This window comes from Streptomyces goshikiensis, assembly GCF_014650555.1.
GTDB lineage: Bacteria > Actinomycetota > Actinomycetes > Streptomycetales > Streptomycetaceae > Streptomyces > Streptomyces goshikiensis.
The window spans coordinates 432565-453518 of sequence record NZ_BMVE01000006.1 but is presented as its reverse complement, the minus strand read 5'-3'; the positions used below and the strand labels follow the sequence as shown (position 1 = coordinate 453518).

17 protein-coding genes are annotated in these 20954 nt (G+C 73.4%); 11 read left to right on the top strand and 6 right to left on the bottom strand.

The window, feature by feature from the left end; all coding sequences use genetic code 11:
- Positions 1–57: 57 nt before the first annotated feature.
- From IE248_RS20730 to IE248_RS20720, 3 genes are all read left to right on the top strand, one after another.
- Entirely contained in the window at positions 58–1506 is a 1449-nt protein-coding gene (locus IE248_RS20730; RefSeq protein WP_037797571.1) for an FGGY family carbohydrate kinase, read from the top strand.
- 149 nt (positions 1507–1655) lie between these two features.
- Entirely contained in the window at positions 1656–3389 is a 1734-nt protein-coding gene (locus IE248_RS20725; RefSeq protein ID WP_190031350.1) for an ABC transporter ATP-binding protein, read from the top strand.
- On the top strand, positions 3386–5308 hold the full coding sequence (locus IE248_RS20720; protein ID WP_190031349.1) for an ABC transporter ATP-binding protein: 1923 nt from the start codon (positions 3386–3388) through the stop codon (positions 5306–5308). The genes IE248_RS20725 and IE248_RS20720 overlap by 4 nt, the downstream gene beginning before the upstream one ends.
- A gap of 96 nt (positions 5309–5404) precedes the next feature.
- Here the strand turns inward: IE248_RS20720 and IE248_RS20715 are convergent, their stop codons facing one another.
- The gene (locus tag IE248_RS20715; RefSeq protein ID WP_073799494.1) at positions 5405–6529 is read right to left on the bottom strand and encodes an RNA polymerase sigma factor; all 1125 of its coding nucleotides are present in this window, start codon (positions 6527–6529) and stop codon (positions 5405–5407) included.
- A gap of 172 nt (positions 6530–6701) precedes the next feature.
- Positions 6702–7409, bottom strand: a complete 708-nt coding sequence (locus tag IE248_RS20710; RefSeq protein WP_190031348.1) for a SanA/YdcF family protein — start codon at positions 7407–7409, stop codon at positions 6702–6704.
- A gap of 376 nt (positions 7410–7785) precedes the next feature.
- Here IE248_RS20710 and IE248_RS20705 point away from each other — a divergent pair, with 376 nt between their 5' ends.
- From IE248_RS20705 to dnaG, 4 genes are all read left to right on the top strand, one after another.
- Complete coding sequence (locus IE248_RS20705; protein WP_073799493.1) at positions 7786–8505, top strand: sirohydrochlorin chelatase; 720 nt, start codon at positions 7786–7788, stop codon at positions 8503–8505.
- 57 nt (positions 8506–8562) lie between these two features.
- Entirely contained in the window at positions 8563–9900 is a 1338-nt protein-coding gene (locus tag IE248_RS20700) for a deoxyguanosinetriphosphate triphosphohydrolase (RefSeq protein WP_100583496.1), read from the top strand.
- A 93-nt stretch (positions 9901–9993) separates the two neighbouring features.
- Entirely contained in the window at positions 9994–11268 is a 1275-nt protein-coding gene (locus IE248_RS20695; RefSeq protein ID WP_008739246.1) for an NAD(P)/FAD-dependent oxidoreductase, read from the top strand.
- 34 nt (positions 11269–11302) lie between these two features.
- The gene (gene dnaG / locus IE248_RS20690; RefSeq protein WP_008739247.1) at positions 11303–13210 is read left to right on the top strand and encodes a DNA primase; all 1908 of its coding nucleotides are present in this window, start codon (positions 11303–11305) and stop codon (positions 13208–13210) included.
- 1 nt (position 13211) lies between these two features.
- Here dnaG and IE248_RS20685 read toward each other — a convergent pair whose 3' ends face one another.
- A complete protein-coding gene (locus tag IE248_RS20685) occupies positions 13212–13643 on the bottom strand; it encodes a gamma-glutamylcyclotransferase family protein (protein WP_008739249.1) in 432 nt (143 codons plus the stop codon).
- A gap of 261 nt (positions 13644–13904) precedes the next feature.
- Here IE248_RS20685 and IE248_RS20680 point away from each other — a divergent pair, with 261 nt between their 5' ends.
- Complete coding sequence (locus tag IE248_RS20680) at positions 13905–14456, top strand: GVDTG sorting domain-containing protein (RefSeq protein WP_073799490.1); 552 nt, start codon at positions 13905–13907, stop codon at positions 14454–14456.
- A gap of 124 nt (positions 14457–14580) precedes the next feature.
- The gene (locus IE248_RS20675; protein ID WP_190031347.1) at positions 14581–15306 is read left to right on the top strand and encodes a class F sortase; all 726 of its coding nucleotides are present in this window, start codon (positions 14581–14583) and stop codon (positions 15304–15306) included.
- Between the two features lie 3 nt (positions 15307–15309).
- On the opposite strand, the gene IE248_RS20670 is transcribed toward IE248_RS20675, so the two are convergent.
- The 3 genes from IE248_RS20670 to IE248_RS20655 all read right to left on the bottom strand — a co-directional run bounded on the left by IE248_RS20670 (position 15310) and on the right by IE248_RS20655 (position 17760).
- Positions 15310–16086 carry a sulfite exporter TauE/SafE family protein gene (locus IE248_RS20670; RefSeq protein WP_008739252.1) on the bottom strand — a complete coding sequence of 259 codons (777 nt, stop codon included), beginning with the start codon at positions 16084–16086 and terminating at the stop codon, positions 15310–15312.
- A 36-nt stretch (positions 16087–16122) separates the two neighbouring features.
- Positions 16123–16368, bottom strand: a complete 246-nt coding sequence (locus IE248_RS20660; protein WP_143196397.1) for a hypothetical protein — start codon at positions 16366–16368, stop codon at positions 16123–16125.
- Between the two features lie 96 nt (positions 16369–16464).
- Positions 16465–17760, bottom strand: a complete 1296-nt coding sequence (locus tag IE248_RS20655; RefSeq protein ID WP_100583498.1) for a ferredoxin reductase family protein — start codon at positions 17758–17760, stop codon at positions 16465–16467.
- 272 nt (positions 17761–18032) lie between these two features.
- Between IE248_RS20655 and nirB the strand changes: the two genes are divergently transcribed.
- The gene (gene nirB / locus IE248_RS20650) at positions 18033–20570 is read left to right on the top strand and encodes a nitrite reductase large subunit NirB (RefSeq protein ID WP_190031346.1); all 2538 of its coding nucleotides are present in this window, start codon (positions 18033–18035) and stop codon (positions 20568–20570) included.
- Positions 20567–20908, top strand: coding sequence for a nitrite reductase small subunit NirD (gene nirD, locus IE248_RS20645; RefSeq protein WP_073799489.1), 342 nt, complete (start codon positions 20567–20569; stop codon positions 20906–20908). Before nirB ends, nirD begins: the two co-directional genes overlap by 4 nt.
- The last annotated feature ends 46 nt before the right edge of the window (positions 20909–20954 follow it).

Genomic DNA, 20954 nt, shown 5'->3' with positions numbered 1-20954 from the left:
ACCCGCGGGCCCGAGGCGCCGGTGGAGCCCGCAGCCCCGTGCGGCAGAATTCTCCGCATGGGGATAGTCGCCGGGCTGGACAGTTCGTCCGCCTTCACTCGCATCGTCGTCTGTGACACCGACACGGGTGCCGTGCTGCGCCAGGGCTACGCGCCCCATCCGCAGCCCGCGGGGGAACCGGAGGGCGCGCACCCACACGACACCGATCCGCAGGCGTGGCTGCTCTCCCTCGGCGAGGCCGCCGGCGGCGGGCTCCTCGAAGGGGTGCAGGCCATCGGGGTCTCCGCCCAGCAGCACGGCGTGCTGCCGCTGGACGCGCAGGGCGCCCTGGTGCGTCCCGCCCTGGTCGGCAACGACAAGCGCGGGCAGGTCGCCGCCGTCGACCTGGTCGACGCGCTCGGCGGTCGCCGCGCCTGGGCCGAGGCCGTCGGGTCGGTCCCGCACTCCGCGCAGCCCCTGGCGAAGCTGGCCTGGCTGGCGCGCGCCGAGCCGGACGCCGCCCGGCGGGTGGCCGTGCTGATGTCCCCGCACGACTGGCTGGTGTGGCAGCTGCTGGGCCGGCCGGCCCGGCGGACGACCGACCGGGGCGGCGCCTCCGGCACCGGCTACTGGTCCCCGGCCACCGGCTCCTACCGCCCCGACCTGGTCGAGCTGGCGCTCGGGCACATGGCCCTGCTGCCCGAGGTGCTCGGCCCGGCCGACGCCGCCGGGACCACCCCGGAGGGGCTGCTGATCTCCGCCGGCACCGGCGAGACCATGGCCGCGGCCCTCGGGCTCGGCCTCGGCCCCGGCGACGCGGTGGTCTCGCTGGGCGCCTCGGGTTCCGTGATGGCCGTCCACCACGAGGCCCTCTCGGAGCCCGGCGGGCTGATCACCTCCCTCGCCGACGCCAGCGGCATGCACCTGCCGGTGGTGAACACCTCCAACGCGGTACGGGCCCTGCGCGGCACCGCCGAACTGCTGGGCACCGATCTGGAGGGGCTGTCCGAGCTCGCGCTGAAGTCGACCCCGGGCGCGCACGGCCTCGTACTCCTGCCGTACCTGGAGGGCGAGCGGACGCCGAACCTGCCGCACACCGCCGGGACCCTGTCCGGGCTGCGGCGGGACTCGATGAAGCCCGAGCACCTGGCCCGGGCCTCGTTCGAGGGCATGCTGTGCGGGCTGGTGGACGCCCTCGACGTGCTGCGCTCGCGCGGCGTCGAGATCCGCCGGGTGTTCCTGCTGGGCGCGGCGGCCGGGCTGCCCGCCGTACAGGCCTTCGCGCCCGGGCTGTTCGGGACGCAGATCGTGGTGCCGGCGCCGGCCGACTACGCGGCGCTGGGCGCGGCGCGGCAGGCCGCGTGGGCGCTCGGGGCGCAGCAGGGCACGCTGGCCCCGCACACCCCGCCGGTGTGGCCGGCCCCGGCGGCGCAGGTCTTCGAGCCGGACGAGGACTTGCCGGCCTGGCGGGCGGTGCGCCAGCAGTACGTCACCACGCGGGAGCAGATCCACCCCGGGGCGTTCTAGCGACGGCGCGGTCGGGAAGGCGCGGCTTAAGGACTCCCGGCGGGCGGGTACTCCTTTTGACCGGCCTTTGCGAAAAGGGTTGGGGATCGGGCCTCGCGGTGGCTCAAGATGGACTGAACCCCCTCGATCTTGCCGACCGGAGCCTGCGCGTGCTCATACGACTTCTGCGGACCCATCTGGGTCCGTACCGGAAACCGATCGCCCTCCTGGTCCTGCTCCAGCTCCTGCAGACCAGCGCGACCCTCTACCTCCCGACGCTGAACGCCGACATCATCGACAAGGGTGTGGTCAACGGCGACACCGGCTACATCCTGCGCTTCGGCGCTCTCATGCTCGGTGTCTCGCTCGTCCAGCTCGGCTGCAACATCGGCGCCGTCTACTTCGGCGCCCGTACCGCGGCGGCCGTCGGCCGGGACGTCCGCGCCGCCGTCTTCGACCGGGTGCAGAGCTTCTCCGCCCGGGAGCTGGGCCACTTCGGCGCCCCGTCGCTGATCACCCGTACGACGAACGACGTCCAACAGGTCCAGATGCTGGTCCTGATGACCTTCACCCTGATGGTCTCCGCCCCGATCATGTGCGTCGGCGGCATCGCCATGGCGCTCTCCCTCGACGTACAGCTGTCGGGCGTGCTGCTCGCGGTCGTGCCCGTGCTCGGCGTCTCGGTCGGCGCGATCGTCTTCAAGACGCGGCCGCTGTTCCGGCAGATGCAGGAGCGCCTGGACACCGTGAACCGGGTGCTGCGCGAGCAGATCACCGGCAACCGGGTGATCCGCGCCTTCGTCCGCGACGAGTACGAGAAGGACCGCTTCCGGGAGGCCAACGCCGACCTCACGGGCGTCTCGCTGGCCGCCGGCAAGCTGCTGGCCCTGATGTTCCCCACCGTGATCGTGGTCGTGAACATCTCCAGCGTCGCCGTCATCTGGTTCGGCGCGATGCGCATCGACAGCGGCGGCATGGAGATCGGCCAGCTGACGGCCTTCCTCGCGTACCTGATGCAGATCGTGATGGCCGTGATGATGGCCACCTTCATGTTCATGATGGTGCCGCGCGCCGAGGTCTGCGCCGAGCGCATCCAGGAGGTCCTGGACACCGAGTCCAGCGTGGTCCCGCCCACCGACCCGGTCACGAAGCTCCTGCGCCGCGGCAGCCTGGAGCTGCGCGGCGCCGACTTCCGCTACCCGGGCGCCGAGGCCCCGGTGCTGCGCGGGGTGGACCTGGTGGCCCGCCCCGGCGAGACCACCGCGGTGATCGGCTCCACCGGCAGCGGCAAGTCCACGCTGCTGGGCCTGGTGCCCCGGCTGTTCGACGCGACCGGCGGCGAGGTGCTGGTCGACGGGGAGGACGTACGCCGCCTGGACCCGGAACTGCTGGCGAAGACGGTCGGCATGGTCCCGCAGAAGCCGTACCTGTTCTCCGGAACCGTCGCGTCCAACCTGCGCTACGGGCGTCCGGACGCCTCCGACGAGGAGCTGTGGCAGGCGCTGGAGGTGGCGCAGGCGAAGGACTTCGTGTCCGAGCTGGAGGGCGGCCTCGACGCACCCGTCACCCAGGGCGGAACCAATGTCTCCGGCGGCCAGCGCCAGCGGCTGGCGATCGCCCGCACGCTCGTGCAGCGCCCGGAGATCTACCTCTTCGACGACTCCTTCTCGGCCCTGGACTACGCGACGGACGCGGCGCTGCGCGCGGCGCTGGCCCGCGAGACCGAGAACGCGACGGTGGTCATCGTCGCGCAGCGGGTCTCCACGATCCGTGACGCCGACCGGATCATCGTCCTCGACGAGGGCGAGGTCGTGGGCGAGGGGCGCCATCACGAGCTGATGGCCGGCAATGAGACCTACCGGGAGATCGTGCTCTCCCAGCTGACGGAGGCGGAGGCCGCATGAGCGGGCCCGGAGGACGGATGATGATGGGACCGAACGAGCGGTCCCTGGACTTCAAGGCTTCGGGCCAACGGCTGCTGAAGCAGCTCACGCAGGACCGGGCCAAGCTGTGGGGCATGGTCGTGGCGGTCGTCGGCAGCGTCGGCTGCGCGGTCGTCGGGCCGAAGATCCTCGGGCAGGCCACCGACCTGGTGTTCGCGGGGATCGTGGGGCGGCAGATGCCGGCCGGCATCACCAAGCAGCAGGCGCTGGACAAGCTGCGCGCGGACGGTCACGGCGGGATGGCGGACATGCTGTCCGGCACCGACTTCACCCCCGGCCAGGGCATCGACTTCGGGGCCGTCGGGGTCGTGGCGATCTGGGCGCTGGTGGTCTTCACGCTGGCGGGCCTGCTGATGCTGGTGGCGACGCGGCTGTCGAACCACGTCATGAACGGCACCGTGTACCGGATGCGCGAGGAGCTCCAGGGGAAGCTGTCGCGGCTGCCGCTGTCGTACTTCGACCAGCAAAAGCGCGGCGAGGTCCTGAGCCGGGCCACGAACGACATCGACAACATCGGGCAGACGCTCCAGCAGACGATGGGGCAGCTGCTGAACTCGCTGCTGACGATCGTCGGCGTGCTGGCGATGATGTTCTGGATCTCGCCGCTGCTGGCGCTGGTCGCGCTGGTGACGGTGCCGGTGTCGGTGTTCGTCGCGGCGAAGATCGGCAAGAAGTCGCAGCCGCAGTTCGTGGCGCAGTGGAAGACCACCGGCACGCTGAACGCGCACATCGAGGAGATGTACTCGGGCCACAACCTGGTCAAGGTCTTCGGCCGGCAGAAGGAGTCCGCGGCGGTCTTCGCCGAGCAGAACGAGGCGCTGTACCGCGCCTCGTTCAAGGCGCAGCTGGTCAGCGGGATAATGCAGCCGGTGATGTTCTTCATCTCGAACATCAACTACGTGCTGATCGCGGTGGTCGGCGGTCTGCGGGTGGCCTCGGGCACCCTGTCGATCGGTGACGTGCAGGCCTTCATCCAGTACTCGCGCCAGTTCTCGATGCCGCTGACGCAGGTCGCCTCGATGGCGAACCTGGTGCAGTCCGGCGTCGCCTCGGCGGAGCGGGTGTACGAGCTGCTGGACGCGCGGGAGCAGGAGCCGGACGTCGAGGTCCCGGAGCGCCCGGAGCTGCTGCGCGGGCAGGTCACCCTCGACAAGGTGGCGTTCCGCTACGAGCCGGACAAGCCGCTGATCGAGAACCTGTCACTGACGGTGGAGCCGGGCCAGACGGTCGCGATCGTCGGCCCGACGGGCGCCGGCAAGACCACGCTCGTCAACCTCTTGATGCGGTTCTACGAGGTCACGGGCGGCCGGATCGCCCTGGACGGGGTGGACATCGCGAAGATGACCCGCGAGGAACTGCGCACGGGCATCGGCATGGTGCTCCAGGACACCTGGCTGTTCGGCGGCACGATCGCGGAGAACATCGCCTACGGGGCGTCGCGCGAGGTCACGCGCGCCGAGATCGAGGAGGCGGCGCGGGCCGCGCACGCCGACCGGTTCGTCCGCACCCTGCCGGACGGTTACGACACCGTGCTGGACGACGAGGGCGCGGGCGTCAGCGCCGGCGAGAAGCAGCTGATCACCATCGCCCGGGCGTTCCTGTCGGACCCGGTGATCCTGGTGCTCGACGAGGCGACGAGCTCGGTGGACACCCGTACCGAGGTGCTGATCCAGAAGGCGATGACGCGCCTCGCGCACGGCCGTACGTCGTTCGTGATCGCGCACCGGCTGTCCACGATCCGCGACGCGGACGTGATCCTGGTGATGGAGAACGGCTCGATCGTGGAGCAGGGCTCGCACGAGGAGCTGCTGACCGCGGACGGCGCCTACGCGCGCCTGTACACGGCGCAGTTCGCGCAGGCGGTGGCCGAGGTCGACTAGGCGGCGGCGCGGCCGCACGCGCGGACCGCGGACCGCACCGCTGGGGGTGCCCTCGTACGGGGGGCACCCCTTCCGCGTGTGCGGCGGCGGCCGCCGTCAGTCCAGGTAGCCGCGGAGCTGGTCGGCGAAGGCGTGGTCGCGCAGCTTGTTGAGGGTCTTGGACTCGATCTGCCGGATGCGCTCGCGGGTGACGCCGAAGATGCGTCCGATCTCCTCCAGCGTGCGCGGGCGGCCGTCGGCGAGCCCGTACCGGAGCTGGACTACCTTGCGCTCCCGCTCGCCGAGCGTGGACAGCACGGCTTCCAGGTGTTCGCGCAGCAGGAAGAACGCGGCGGACTCAACGGGCGAGGCGGCGTCGCCGTCCTCGATGAGGTCGCCGAGGGCGACGTCGTCCTCCTCGCCGACGGGTGCGTGCAGCGAGACCGGCTCCTGGGCGAGGCGCAGTACCTCAAGGACCCGCTCGGGGGTCAGTTCCAGGTGGACGGCGACCTCTTCGGCGGTGGGCTCGTACCCGCGTTCCTGGAGCATGCGGCGCTGGACGCGGACGACGCGGTTGATCAGCTCGACGACATGCACGGGCACGCGGATGGTCCGGGCCTGGTCGGCGAGGGCCCGGGACATGGCCTGGCGGATCCACCAGGTCGCGTACGTGGAGAACTTGTAGCCGCGCGCGTAGTCGAACTTCTCAACGGCCCTGATCAGACCGAGGTTCCCCTCCTGGACCAGGTCGAGCATGGTGAGGCCGCGGCCGACGTAGCGCTTCGCGACGGAGACCACGAGCCGCAGGTTCGACTCGATGAGGCGGCGTTTGGCCATCCGGCCCATGACGACGAGCTTGTCCAGGTCGAGCGTGAGCTGTAAGTCGAGATCGGTGTGGCCGGCGAGCTTCTCCTCGGCGAACAGTCCGGCTTCGACGCGCCGCGCGAGCTCGACCTCTTCCGCCGCGGTGAGCAGCGGGATCCTGCCTATCTCGCGCAGGTACTGCCGGAAGAGGTCGGCGGAGGGCCCCGATCCGCTCCCGCTGTCGGCGGTGCGCTTGCGCTGCTGCGGCACCTGCTCGATCAGCTCCAGGGGCTCGGGCTCGTCTTCCACGGCCTCGGCCTCGGCCTCGGGCTCGTCCGCCTCGGCGCCGTCGGCGCCGAGGGCGGGCCCGCTCAGGTTCACGGTCAGGGTCTGGGTCTGCACGGGGGCGACCTCCAGGGGCTCCGAGGACTCAAGCACCGCACCTCAGTGTGGGGTACGGCACATCGCCGCCACGAGGGGCGTGCGAGCACTTTCTGAGTCCGGTGCGTGACCGGATGGTTACCCCCCGCCGGAAGGCCCGATGCCTACCGGACGCATGTCCGAGCAGACTCTTTCGGGTGCGGGCTCCGGGGCCCGGCCGACGGCGGCGTCAGTCCGCCAGAGCGGCCAGTACCCGCGACACCCCTTCCTCCTTCGGCCCCAGGAACCGCGGCTCCGGCTCGAACACCGCGTCCAGCACCGCCTTTCCGGCGGCGAAGACCTCGCGCGTGCCGCCGTAGTACCAGGTCGCGTCGTGCGCGTCGGCCACCCCGACCCCGTACGAGTCGACGCCCGCCGCCTCGCACAGGGCGACGGCCCGGTGGATGTGGAAGCCCTGGCTGATCAGCACCGCCCGGTGCACGCCGAAGATCTCCTTGGCGCGGACGCAGGAGTCCCAGGTGTCGAAGCCGGCGAAGTCGCTGACGATCCGCTCCCCCGGCACCCCGTGGGCGGTCAGGTACGTCCGCATCGCGTCGGGCTCGTCGTACCCGGTGCGGCTGTTGTCCCCGCTGACCAGCACGACCTTGACCTTGCCCGCGCGGTACAGCTCGGCGGCCGCGTCGAGCCGGTTGGCCAGGTACGGGGTGGGCCGCCCGTTCCACAGCCCCGCCCCGAACACCACGGCCACCTCGGCCGACGGGGCCCCGGCGGTGGTGCGCAGCCGGTCGGCGGCCACCACGTGCGTCCAGGCGGAGGGCAGCAGCGCCAGCACGCACCCGGCCATCACCGCCTGTACGGCCCGCCGCCGGGCCCGCACGGTGCGCGGCAGCGGTTTCCGCGCCCGGCGCGCGATCTCGGTCAGGCGCGGTGCGCGCATCTCCCGTTCCCCCTGGGTGTGATGGCCGGGCCGGCTGTCCTGGCCGGTGGTCCGGCGGTCCGGTCGTCCGGTGATCCGGTGATCCGGTGATCCGCTGGTCAGGACGCCAGGGGGGAGCGCGCGGTTTCAGCCGCGCGCCGGGGCCGCCGTGAGCGGGTGGAAAAGACCCGTCATCCCGGCGCAACGCCACGGCAACCTCGAACCCCCAGGATCGGTTCATGACGGAGCCGGTGCACCCTCCCGAGTCATTGACCCTCCCCCTTCCCCCCGCCACAACCGCGGAGCTGCTGGGCCGGATCACCGCCCAGCTCGGCACGCAGCTCAGCGGCCTGCGCCCGTGGCACAGGACGGCGGACCGGCACCCCGGAGTCCACGTATGCAGCCCACCCTCGTCGCCGTGGCCCACGGAAGCCGGGACCCGCGCGCACCGCACGCCGTCGAAGCCCTCCTCGACCGGGTCCGGGAGCTCCGGCCCCGCCTCGATGTCCGCCTCGGGCACATCGAGCTGAACCGGCCGCTGCTCGGCGACGCCCTGCGGGAGGTCTCCGGTTCGGCGGTGCTGGTGCCGCTGCTGCTCGGGCGCGGGCACCACGTCAAGCGGGACCTGCCCGCGAGCGCCGCCCGGGCCGCGCACCTGCGGACCCGGATCGCCGCCCCGCTGGGCCCGCACCCGCTGCTCGTGGAGGCCCTGTACGACCGGCTGCTGGAGGCCGGGTGGACCCCGGGGGCGGCCGTGGTGCTGGCCGCGGCCGGATCCCGCGATCCGGACTCCGCCGCCGACACCCGGCGCAGCGCCGCCCTGCTGTCGGAGCGGCTCGGCGGGGTCGCGGTGGTGGCGGCCTACGCCTGCGCCGCCGCCCCGACCGTGCCCGACGCGGTGCGGGCGCTGGCCGCGCGGGGTCACCACCGGGTCGCGGTGGCCTCGTACTTCACCGCGCCCGGGCGGTTCGCCACCCAGTGCGCGGCGGCCGCGCCCGGTGCGGCGGCCGCGCCGCTGGGGGCCCATCCGGCGCTGGCCCGGCTGGTGCTGCGGCGCTATGACGCCGCGCTGGCGGCGTCCACAGCCGGGGACCAGCGGGAACTGGCCACCGCCTGAAGGTCCCGCCGGGACGGATTGCTCCGATTGTCGGTGTCTGCGGTTACCGTCTGAGGCATGGAAGGCCCGGAAGCAACCACCGCACCCCACCGACCCGACGGCCCCAACGGCGTGTACGGCCCGTCGGACACCGAGCGCTGGGCCGCCGAGCCCGACAAACGCCCGGGCCGCACCGCCTTCCAGCGCGACCGCGCGCGGGTGCTGCACTCCGGCGCGCTGCGCCGCCTCGCCGGGAAGACCCAGGTCGTCACCCCCGGCACCCGCTCCTACGACTGGGACGCGAGCCCGCGCACCCGCCTGACGCACTCCCTGGAGTGCGCCCAGGTCGGCCGTGAGCTCGGCGCGGCGCTCGGCTGTGACCCCGATCTGGTCGAGGCTGCCTGCCTCTCGCACGACATGGGCCACCCGCCCTTCGGCCACAACGGCGAGGAGGCGCTCAACGAGTTCGCCGAGGACTGCGGCGGCTTCGAGGGCAACGCCCAGTCGCTGCGGCTGCTGACCCGGCTGGAGCCCAAGCGGTTCGTGCCCGATCCGGGGACGGGCGAGCTCGTCAGCGTCGGCCTGAACCTGACCCGCGCCTCGCTGGATGCGGCCACCAAGTACCCGTGGGCGCGCGGCGGTCACCCCACGGACCCCGGCTCGGTCAAGTTCGGCGCGTACGAGGACGACCTGCCGGTCTTCGAGTGGCTGCGCCGGGGCGCGCCCGCGGACCGCAAGTGCTTCGAGGCCCAGGTGATGGACTGGGCGGACGACGTGGCGTATTCCGTCCACGACTTCGAGGACGGCCTGCACGCGGGCCACCTCGATCCCAACCTGCTCTTCGCCGAGCCCGAGCGGACCGCGATCTGGCGGGTCGCCATCGGGCGGTACGTCCCGGCCGACACCGACCCGGAGGAGCTGCGCGAGGCCCTGGACCGGCTGATGGAGGAGGAGTGGTGGCCGCACGGGTACGACGGCTCGGCCGTCGCCCAGGCCCGTCTCAAGGACGCCACCAGCCAGCTCATCGGCCGTTTCTGCCTGGCCGCCGAGGGCGCCACGCGCGCGGCGTACGGCTCCGGCCGGCTCACCCGGTACGCGGCGGAGCTGGTCGTCCCGCGCGCCGCGCGCAACGAGTGCGCGGTGCTGAAGGCGGTCGCCGATCTGTACGTGATGCAGCGCGACGAGCAGGAGCGGATCCGCGCCGACCAGCGCGTCGTCCTGGCCGAACTCGCGGAGGCGCTCAGCGCCCGCGCGCCCGAGGGGCTGGACCCGCAGTTCCGGGCGGTCTTCGACGCCGCGGCGGACGACAAGGCCCGCAAACGCGCGGTCATCGACCAGATCGCCTCCCTCACCGACGCCGCCGCACGCTCCCTTCACGACCGCCTCACCCACCGCACTCGACGCGCCGACGGGTGAGCCGATCGGGCCACTGCCCCTTCACGCGGCAGGCTCAGTGCGGGACGCTCGCATGTGGTCGCACATGGCGGTGAGGTTATGAGGAGGCATCAGGTGGTCGACGCACACCGGACATTTGTCATCGTCGGCGCGGGACTCGCGGGGGCGAAGGCGGCCGAGACACTGCGGGCCGAGGGGTTCACGGGCCGGGTGATCCTGGTCGGGGACGAGCGCGACCATCCCTACGAACGGCCCCCGCTGTCCAAGGGCTACCTGACGGGCAAGGAGGAGCGCGAGAGCGTCTTCGTGCACGAGGCGTCCTGGTACGCGCGCTCCGACATCGAGCTGCACCTCGGCCAGCCCGCGGTCCACCTGGTCCGGGAGGAGAAGAAGGTCGTCCTCGGCGACGGCACCGCGCTGCACTACGACAAGCTGCTGCTGGCGACCGGCGCCGAGCCGCGCCGCCTGGACATCCCGGGCACGGGCCTGGCCGGGGTCTACCACCTGCGCCGGCTGGCGCACGCCGAACGGCTGCGCAACGCGCTGTCGCGGCTCGGCCGGGACAACGGCCACCTGCTGGTCGCGGGCGCCGGATGGATCGGCCTGGAGGTCGCCGCCGCGGCGCGCGGGTACGGGGCGGAGGTCACGGTGGTCGAGCCGGAGCCCACCCCGCTGCACGCGGTGCTCGGCCCGGAGATCGGCCGGCTCTTCGGGGACCTGCACGAGGACCACGGGGTCCGCTTCCACTTCGGGGCCCGGCTGACGGAGATCATCGGCCAGGACGGCATGGTGCTGGCGGCCCGTACGGACGACGGGGAGGAGCACCCGGCGCACGCGGTGCTCGCGGCGATCGGGGCCGCGCCGCGCACCGCGCTCGCCGAGACCTCCGGGCTGGCCCTGGTGGACCGGGAGCACGGCGGCGGGATCGCGGTGGACGCCTCGCTGCGCACGTCCGATCCGGACGTCTTCGCCGTGGGGGACGTGGCGGCCGCCCACCATCCGGTGCTCGGGACCCGGCTGCGGGTGGAGCACTGGGCGAACGCGCTCAATGGGGGCCCGGCGGCGGCGCGGGCGATGCTGGGGCAGGAGGTGTCGTACGACCGGGTGCCCTACTTCTTCTCGGACCAGTACGACGTGGGTCTGGAGTACTCGGGGTACGCGCCGCCGGGGGGCTACGACCAGGTGCTGATCCGCGGGGACGTGGCCAAGCGGGAGTTCATCGCCTTCTGGCTGTCGGAGGGGCGGGTGCTCGCCGGGATGAACGTAAATGTGTGGGATGTCACGGATCAGATCCAGGCCCTGATCAGGTCCAAGTCCCCGGTCAATCGCGAGGCGCTGGCGGACCCGTCGGTTCCGCTGAGCTCCCTGCCGCAGGCGCAGGGGGCCTGACGGGTTTGCCCCCGCCCGGCCGTAGACTTCACGCGTGGCAGGACGGATCAACGACGACGACGTGAAGGCGGTACGGGACGCGGTCCCGATCGACGCCGTGGTCTCCGACTACCTCCAGCTCCGCAACGCGGGCGGCGGCAACCTCAAGGGCCTCTGCCCCTTCCACGACGAGAAGTCCCCGTCCTTCCAGGTCAGCCCCGGCAAGGGTCTCTACCACTGCTTCGGCTGCCAGGCGGGCGGGGACACCCTCGACTTCATCATGAAGATCGACCACCTCTCCTTCTCGGAGGCGGTCGAGCGGCTGGCGGGCCAGGCCGGCATCACCCTGCGGTACGAGGAGGGCGGCTACACCGCCGGCACCAGCGGCCGCGGTGAGCGCATCCGCCTCGTCGAGGCGCACAAGGCCGCCGCGCAGTTCTACGTGGACCAGCTGGGCGGCGCCGAGGCCGAGATCGGCCGCAAGTTCCTCGCGGAGCGCGGCTTCGACCAGGCCGCCGCCGAGCACTTCAGCGTCGGCTACAGCCCGGCCGGCTGGGACCACCTCACCCGCTTCCTGCGCGGCAAGGGCTTCACCGACAAGGAACTGATCACCTCGGGCCTGGCCCAGGACAGCCGCAGCGGCAAGCCCATCGACCGCTTCCGCGGCCGGCTGATGTGGCCCATCCGCGACATCAGCGGCGAGGTGGTGGGCTTCGGCGCGCGCAAGCTGCGCGACGACGACAACGGCCCCAAGTACCTGAACACGCCGGAGACGGCGATCTACAAGAAGTCCCAGGTGCTCTACGGCATCGACCTGGCCAAGAAGGAGATCGCCAAGACCTCCCGGGCCGTGGTCGTCGAGGGCTACACCGACGTCATGGCCTGCCACATGGCCGGGGTCACCACCGCGATCGCGACCTGTGGCACGGCGTTCGGCGGGGACCACATCAAGATCCTGCGCCGCCTGCTGATGGACAACGCGACCGCCGAGGTGATCTTCACCTTCGACGGCGACGCGGCCGGGCAGAAGGCGGCCCTGCGGGCCTTCGAGGACGACCAGAAGTTCGCCGCCGAGACCTCGATCACCATCGCCCCCGGCGGCATGGACCCCTGCGACCTGCGCCTCGCGCAGGGCGACGCGGCCGTGTCCGGGCTCGTGGAGGCCCGTACCCCGCTGTTCGAGTTCGCGCTGCGGCACATCGTGGCCCGGCACAACCTGGAGAACCCGGCGGGCCGGGCGGCCGCGCTCGACGAGGCCGCGCCCGTCGTCGCCAACATCAAGAACATCGCGATCCAGCACGAGTCGGCGGTCCAGCTGGCGGGCATGCTCGGCATCCGCGACGAGCAGTTCGTGGTCAAGCGGGTGGCGCAGCTGGCCCGCTGGGCCCGCGAGCGGGGCGGCCAGCAGCCGCCGCCGTCCCGCGGCCGCGCCTCCTCCGGTTACGAGGGCGCCGCCCAGGCGCCCGCCGCCCCCGCGGGCGGTCCCGCGCTGAACCTGCGCAGCCCGGCCCACCGCACCGAGCGCGAGCTGCTGAAGCTGGCGCTCCAGCGGCCCGCCCTGGTCTCCCCGGCCTTCGACGCCTACGGCATGGACGAGTTCACCGCGCCGCCCTACGCCGCCGTCCGCCAGGCCATCCTCGACGCGGGCGGCGCTTCGCAGGGCACGGACGACTACCTGGCCCGGGTCCGCGCGGCCGCCCCGAACGACACCGTCCGGGCCCTGGTGACGGAGCTCGCGGTCGAGGCGATCCACGCGAAGACGGTGGACGAGATCTACGCGGGGGTCCAGCTGGTCCAGGTCCGCCTGCGCGCGGTCGACCGCCGGGTGCACGAGATCCAGGGCACGATGTCCCGCCTGGGTCCGCACGCCCCGGCGGAACAACTGGCGGCGGTCCAGGAGGAGCTGTGGGTCCTCCAGCAGTACGGCCAGCGCCTGCGCAACCGAGGCGCCGAGGGCCTCTGAGCTAGCGCCGGAACCAGTCCCCGCCCGGTATCTCGGTACCGGACTCGCGCAGCCGCCGCTCCAGCAGCGGAGCGGCCAGATAGACCCAGGCGGGAACCCTGGTCCCGTCCGGGCGGACCGCCTCCCTGCGAACCCGGTCGTAGACGTTCAGCGGCCGGCCGGGCCCGTGGTACTCCTCCAGCCGGTCCAGCTCGGCCAGCAGCCTCCCGTACGTCCCCGGGGCGGCGGTGATCAGCTCGCCCACGATCTCCGACCCCGCCCGCGGAACGGCGTACGGGTACCCGGGGCCGTCGTAGAGCAGCGCGCCGGGCAGCCGCGCGGCCTCCTCGGCGGCGGTACGGCCCTTGAGGAACAGATCGTGGTTCACCTCACCGGGCCGCAGCGTCCCGTAGACGAAGAACGGCAGCTCCCCACTCGTCTCCCCGCCTCCCATTGCCATAGCCCCCACTCCTCGCGCCGCATCGAACACACCCCCAGTCTCCCCGCCCGCGGGGGCCGGGGGTGGGGTGGGGTGCAGCCCGCCCCCGGCCCCCGCGGGCCCACCCGGACGGCCCTCCCACCCCGAACACCGCCTCACCCACCCTGACCTGCGTCAACGCACACCGGCCCACAAATCTGACGCAACCTCAGCAGGCGCGAACCCCGCACCCCGGTTTATCTCGGAACACGACCCCGCGTCACCCAGGAGCCCCCCATGCGCCGACGCACCGCCCACGTGCTCACCGCCTCCGCGCTGACCGCCGTCGCCTTCGCCGGCCCGGTCGCCGGAGCGGTCGCCGCGGCCGAACTCGGCGTGCCCGGCCTGACCGGTTTCGCTCCCGGCGACTTCGCCTCCCTGGAGGTCTGGCCCAAGTCCGCCGCCCCCGGCGGCACCGTCACCGCGAACACCTCCGCCTGCGGCAACGGCAGCCACGCCGACGGCGACGCCAGCACCATCGGCGGCGGCCGCTTCAAGCTGGTCCCGGGCACGCACAAGGAGGTGGTCGTGGGTCAGTTCCAGGTCGCCCGCGACACCCCTCCCGGCACCTACGAGATCGGCGCGACCTGCGCCAACGGCAAGTTCGCCACCGGCGACCTCGTCGTCACCGAGCGCGGCCCGCAGGGCCACGTGAAGACCGGGGTCGGCGGTGGGACGACCACCACCACCGACCCCGCCAAGATCGCGGCGGGAGTGGCCGTCCTGGCCGCGGCCGCCGCCGGCGGTACCTGGCTCCTGCGTCGCCGGGCGAGCGGCACGCGGAGCTGACGGGCGCCCACCGCGGCTTCGGCCGCGGTCCGACCGGTACCGTCCCCCGTTGCCCGCCCCGCGAGGTCCCCCCGTTCGCGGGGCCGGGCGACGGCCAGTCGTACGCACACCCCAGGGGGCAGGCATGGGCACCTCCGGCTACGCCGGACCCGGCAGACCCGGCAGACCCGGCAGACCCGGCAGACCCGGCAAACGCGGCGGACCCCGCAGACACGGCGGACCCGCCGGACCCGGCGGCCGCGCAGGCCGCGGCGGGCTCCTCGCGCTCGCCGCCTGCGTCGGCATCTGGCTCGTCGGCAGCGGCTCCAGCGAACCGGTCCGGCCCCCGCAGCCCTCCCCCGCCGACTCCCTCAGCGCCCGCGCGGCCGACTACGGCCCGGGCATCGCGCCCCTCCCCGGCTCCCCGCCCACCCGGATCCGGATCCCCTCCATCCGCGTGGACGCCCCGCTGACCGGGCTCGGCCTGGACCCCGACGGCAGCCTCGAAGTGCCCCCGCCGGCCCGCCGGGACCTCGCGGGCTGGTACCGCGACGGCACCACCCCCGGCGCCACCGGCACGGCCGTCATCGCCGGGCACGTGGACCACGCCACCGGCCCGGCCGTCTTCTACAACCTCGGCGCACTGCGCCGAGGCGCCGCCATCGAGGTGCCGCGCGCCGACGGCCGGACGGCCGTCTTCACCGTCCACGCGATCGAGGTCTACGACGCCGACGCCTTCCCCGACTCCCGCGTCTACGGGCCCTCGCCGCGCGCCGAGCTCCGGGTGATCACCTGTGGCGGCGGCTTCTCGCACCGCACCGGCTACCGGGGGAACGTGGTCGTCTTCGCCCACCTCACGGCGACGTACTGAGCCTCAGCCCCACTGCTCGAAGCCCAGCTTGATCACCAGCGCGGACACCACCGTCAGCAGCACGCCCCGCACGAACCCGCTGCCCTTCTTGAGCGCCATCCGCGCCCCAACCATGCTTCCGGCCAGGTTGAACACGGCCATCAGCGCGGCCAGCTGCCACAGCACCATGCCCTGGTAGGCGAACATCGCGAGCGCCCCGGCGTTGGTGCAGCAGTTGACGATCTTCGCGGTGGCGGAGGCGGTGACCAGGTCGAGGTGGAGCAGCGCGGTCAGGGCGAGGACCAGGAAGGTGCCGGTGCCGGGACCGATCAGGCCGTCGTAGAAGCCGATGCCGAGCCCCGCGAGCCCGATGGCGAGCAGCACGCGCTGCCGGCTGACGGGCGTGGCGCCGGGGGCGGTGCCGAAGGCCGGCCGGAAGATCACGAAGCCGGCGACCACCACCAGCACCAGCATGATCAGCGGGCGGAGCGCGTCCTTGCTGATGCCCCCGGCGAGCGCGGCGCCGCCCATCGAGCCGGCGAGCGCGGCCAGTCCGATCCGGACGGCGAGCTTCACGTCCACCGGCGCCTTGCGCGCGTACGTCACGGCCGCGCCCGCGGTGCCCACGATGGCCACGGCCTTGTTGGTGCCGAGCACAGTGGCGGGGTGGGCGTTGGGCAGTCCGAGCAGCAGGGCGGGCAGGAGCAGCAGTCCGCCGCCGCCCACCACCGCGTCGATCCAGCCGGCCGCCGCGGCGGCCACGCACAGCACGATGATCATGGTCGTTGATATGTCAGGCACGTCCTGACCCTACGAAGCCGATGGGTGCACCACTCATCAATCCCCGGAAACTTGCGCAAAGGTTGAGGTTTCCCGGGCCGGCACCCGGTCCGGGGCCACCGGAGCCGCCGGGTCCACGGCCGCCGTCAGTACGGTCGCGGCCAGCACGCTGGCCAGCCCCAGCCCGGCCGCCAGCCGCCGCCCGGGCGGTACGGAGGCCAGGGCGGCCACCCCTGCCCGCAGGGCGGACGGCCCGCGCGGCTTGCGGTGCCGGGCCCCGGGCACGCCTGCGGGCGCGGCCACGGTCGCAGGGACAGACAACGGAACGTGCAGCGGGTGACGCATGACGCGCTATGCCCTCTCGCGGACGGACGGACGAACGGACGGACGGGGCAAAGATCAGAAGCTGAAGCACTCGGAATGGACGCGCCCGGCCGGCACCCCGGCCCGCAGCAGCGCGGACCGGGTGGCCTCCGCCATCCCCGGCGGCCCGCACAGGTACACGTCGTGCTCCACCAGGTCCGGCACCAGCGCCGCCAGCGCCTGCGGGGCCAGCGGATCGTACGCGGCGCCGGACGGCCCGAGCAGGTAGTGCAGCCCGGCCTGCCGCTCGGCGGCGATGGCCTCCAGTTCGCCGCGCAGTACGAGTTGCTCCTCGGCCCCGGCCCGGTAGAGCAGGGTCAGGTCCCCCGGCCCGCCCGGCAGCGTCTCGAACAGGGCCCGCATCGGGGTGATCCCGACGCCGCCGGCGATGAGCAGCACCTTGGGCCGGGTCCGCCGGGCGGCGGTGAGCGCCCCGAACGGTCCGGTGGCGATGACCCGGGTGCCGGGTCGCAGCCGCCGGATCCGGCGGGAGTGGCCGCCGAGCGCCTTCACCGTGATCCGCAGGGTTCCCCCGCCAGCCGGCGCGGAGAGCGAGAACGGCAGGGCGGTGTGCCAGAGCCTGCGCTGGAGGAAGCGCCAGCGCAGGAACTGCCCGGGCTCGGCGCGCAGTTCCGCCAGGTGCGTCCCGTACATGACGACGGACACCACCCCGGGCCCCTCCGCCCGTACCTCGCCCACCCGCAGCGCGTGCCGCAGGGCCTGCCGTACGGGGACCACGGCGCGGTACCAGACCAGCAGCACGGCGACGGTGGCGTGGGCGAGGGCCCAGAACCAGGCGGCGACCGCGAGATCGGGCCCGGCGAGCTGGTGGCCGAAAGCGAGCGCCGCGGCGAGGTAGACCAGCAGGTGCACGCCGCGCCAGGTTTCGTGCGAGACGCGGCGGCGTACGGCGCGGGCGGAGCTGACGCCGACGGCGGCCAGCAGCCCCGTACCGGCCGCGGCGGCGGCGACGGCCGGGTAGCCGAGCAGGTCCCGGACGGCGGAGACCACGTCGGCGTCCTGGTGCACGGCGTAGCCGAGGAGGGCGAGGAGCCCGTGGCCGAAACAGAGCAGCAGCACGTACCGGCCGCCGAGCGCGTGCCAGCGGGCGAGCCGGTCGGCGCCGACCCCGTGCTCGACGGCGGGCACCCGGGCCATCAGGAACAGCAGCACCAGCACCCCGTACCCGGCGAGCAGCCCTGTCAGGTGGGCGGCGGTGGCGAAGAGCGCGTCGAGCCGGGCGGAGGGCCGCACCTGCGCCGCCCACAGCAGGGCCACCACCCCCGCCCCGCCCAGCATCCCGCCCCTGACCCGCACCGCCGCATCTCGCATGGCGCTCACGCTAGGGGCCCGCCCGGGCCGCGAGGACCCGCTCCGGGCCCCGCGGATGATCCTTAAGCCGGCCTTGAGGAACGCCTCACGGGCGCTTAATCCGCGCGCTGAGGTCAGCGTTCCGCTCGGGTAACCCCGGCGATGCGGCGGGGAAACAGCGGCGGCGCACGCTCGTGCCATGCCCTCGGAACCCGGGTGCGGCCGTGGCCGGCGCCGGTCCCGCGGCACCCGCGGGCCGCGCCCGCCGCACCTACCGCAGGAGGCTCCTGATCATGGCCGCAGCCACGCCCACTCCCGCCATCGTGCTCATCGGCCACGGCATGGTCGGCCAGCGCTACCTGGAGGCCCTCGCCGAGCGCGGTGCGACCGCCACGCACCGGATCACCGTGCTCTGCGAGGAGCCCCGGCCCGCCTACGACCGCGTCCACCTGACCTCGTACTTCTCCGGCAGCACGCCCGAGGACCTGTCGCTGACCCCGCCCGGGTTCATGGCGGAGCACGGCATCGAGCTGCACCTCGGCGACCCCGCCGAGGCCGTCGACCGCGAGGCCCGCACCGTCACCTCCCGCTCGGGCCGGGTGTTCCCGTACGACGTGCTCGTCCTCGCGACCGGCAGCCACCCCTTCGTCCCGCCCGTCCCCGGCAAGGACGCTCCCGGCTGCTTCGTCTACCGCACCATCGAGGACCTCCTGGAGATCGAGGAGTACGCGAGGACCCGCACCAGCGGCTCCGTGGTCGGCGGCGGCCTCCTCGGCCTGGAGGCCGCGGGCGCCCTCCAGGGCCTCGGACTCACCACCCGCATCGTCGAGTTCGCCCCGCGCCTGATGCCCGTCCAGATCGACGAGGGCGGCGGCACGGCCCTGCTACGCACCATCGAGAACATGGGGCTCACCGTCCACACGGGGGTCGGCACCCAGGAGATCCTCACCGGCGAGGACGGCTCGGTCGCCGGCATGCGGCTCTCCGACGGCTCCACCGTCGCCACCGACCTCGTGGTCTTCTCCGCCGGCGTCCGCCCCCGCGACCAGCTCGCCCGCGCCGCGGGCCTCACTGTCGGCGAACGCGGCGGCATCGGCATCGACGCCCGCTGCCGCACCTCCGACCCGCGCGTCTACGCGATCGGCGAATGCGCCCTCGCCGCCGACGGCCGCGTCTACGGCCTGGTCGCCCCCGGCTACGAGATGGCCGAGACCGCCGCCGAGGACCTGCTCGGCCGCGCCAAGGAGTTCACCGGGGCCGACCTCTCCACCAAGCTCAAACTGCTCGGCGTGGACGTGGCCTCCTTCGGCGACGCCCACGGCGCGGCCTCCGGCAGCCTGGCCGTCGTCTACTCGGACTCCCGCTCCGGCGTCTACAAGAAGCTGGTCGTCTCCCCCGAGGGCGTCCTCCTCGGCGGCGTCCTGGTCGGCGACGCCGACTCGTACGGGCTGCTGCGCCCGCTCACCGGCAGCGTCCCGCCCGTCGCGCCCGAACAGCTGGTGCTCCCCGCCGGCCTCGGCGCGCCCGTCACGCTCGGCCCGTCGGCGCTCCCCGACACCGCGGTGATCTGCTCCTGCCACAACGTCACCAAGAAGGCCATCACCGCCTGCGCCGACCTCGCCGAGGTCAAGAAGTGCACCAATGCCGGCACCGGCTGCGGCAGCTGCGTCAAGGTGATCGGCCGGCTGCTGCCGAGCGCCGCCGACAAGGGGCTGTGCCGCTGCTTCCCCTTCAGCCGCTCCGAGCTCTACGAGATCGTCCGCACCCGCCGCCTCACCTCGTACGAGCGGCTCCTCGACGGCCACGGCCGCCCGGAGGCGCGCGGCGGCGAGGGCTGCGAGGTCTGCAAGCCGGCCGTCGGCTCGATCATCGCCTCGCTGGCGCCCACGCTCGGCGCGAGCGGCTACGTCCTGGACGGGGAGCAGGCCGCCCTCCAGGACACCAACGACCACTTCCTCGCCAACCTCCAGCGCAACGGCTCGTACTCGGTCGTCCCCCGCATCCCCGGCGGCGAGATCACCCCGGACAAGCTGATCGTGATCGGCGAGGTGGCCCGCGACTTCGGCCTCTACGCGAAGATCACCGGCGGGCAGCGCATCGACCTGTTCGGCGCCGGCGTGGAGCAGCTCCCCCGCATCTGGGCGCGGCTCGTCGACGCAGGGTTCGAGTCCGGGCACGCGTACGGGAAGGCGCTGCGGACGGTGAAGTCCTGCGTCGGGCAGACCTGGTGCCGCTTCGGGGTCCAGGACAGCGTGCGGATGGCCATCGACCTGGAGCTGCGCTACCGGGGCCTGCGCGCCCCGCACAAGCTCAAGTCGGCGGTGTCCGGCTGCGCCCGCGAGTGCGCGGAGGCGCAGAGCAAGGACTTCGGGGTCATCGCGACGGCGAGCGGCTGGAACCTGTACGTCGGCGGCAACGGCGGGGCCACCCCGCGCCACGCCGATCTGCTCGCCCAGGACCTGTCGGACGCCGAGCTGGTCCGGCTCCTCGACCGGTTCCTGATGTTCTACATCCGCACCGCCGAGCAGCTGGAGCGGACCTCCACCTGGCTGGACCGGCTGGAGGGCGGCCTGGAGCACCTGCGGGACGTGATCGTGCGCGACTCGCTGGGGCTGTGCGCGGAGCTGGAGTCGCTGATGGCCGATCACGTGGCGCACTACCGCGACGAATGGGCCGAAACGCTCCAGGACCCGGAGCGGCTGCGCCGGTTCGTGTCGTTCGTCAACGCGCCCGGCGCCCCCGATCCGACCGTGAGGTTCGTTCCCGAGCGCGATCAGGTCAAGCCCGACCTGACCGCCCTGACCCTTCTTCCCGTGGGAGGCCCCCGATGACCGTGGAACTGCGTGTGTCCGAAGGCTGGCTGACGGTGTGCGAGCTGTCGGCGCTCATCCCCGGACGCGGGGTGGCGGCCCTGCTGCCCGACGGGAGCCAGGCCGCGGTCTTCGTCGACCGCGCGGGGCGCCCGTACGCCATCGCCAACCAGGACCCCTTCACGGGGGCCCAGGTGCTCTCGCGGGGGCTCGTGGGGACGGTGGCGGGGCGGGCCTTCGTGGCCTCCCCGCTCCTGAAGCAGCGCTTCGACCTGGAGTCGGGGCGCTGCCTGGACCACGACGAGGTGGCGGTCCGGACCTACCCGGTACGGACCGCCGCGACCTCCGCCGCCCGCTGAGGCCCAGGGGTCTCGGGGCGCTCAGGGGGCTCGGGGGGCCAAGAGG